The organism is Polynucleobacter alcilacus (assembly GCF_018881545.1).
In the GTDB taxonomy this organism is placed as follows: domain Bacteria; phylum Pseudomonadota; class Gammaproteobacteria; order Burkholderiales; family Burkholderiaceae; genus Polynucleobacter; species Polynucleobacter alcilacus.
In genome coordinates this window covers 1-269 of sequence record NZ_JACVQD010000007.1, presented here as the reverse complement: position 1 = coordinate 269, position 269 = coordinate 1, and the positions used below count along the sequence as shown (strand labels likewise).

Annotated in this window: 1 protein-coding gene; it reads right to left on the bottom strand. The window is 52.8% G+C overall.

The window, feature by feature from the left end; genetic code table 11:
- On the bottom strand, nt 1-269 hold a 269-nt coding region (locus ICN45_RS10555), incomplete at both ends, for a VCBS domain-containing protein (RefSeq protein ID WP_216175726.1).

Genomic DNA, 269 nt, shown 5'->3' with positions numbered 1-269 from the left:
GGGAGAGTGTGCTTAATGTTTTTAAATCAGCCAAGCTCAAGGTAGTACCACCCACCACGAGCTCTTTAATCCCATCGCTGGCAGACACGGTAAAGCTACCGGTAGCGGTTTCAGTATTGCTAGCAGCATTGCTGCCAGCAGGTAGGCCCGCTTCATAGACGGTGGAGTCTGGTGCATTAGCTAGAACATCATTAGCAACGGTCACGCTGGCGCTGTCATTAGCACCGGTAATGGTGATGGTGACGTGCTGGGTGCTGGTATCCCCATCG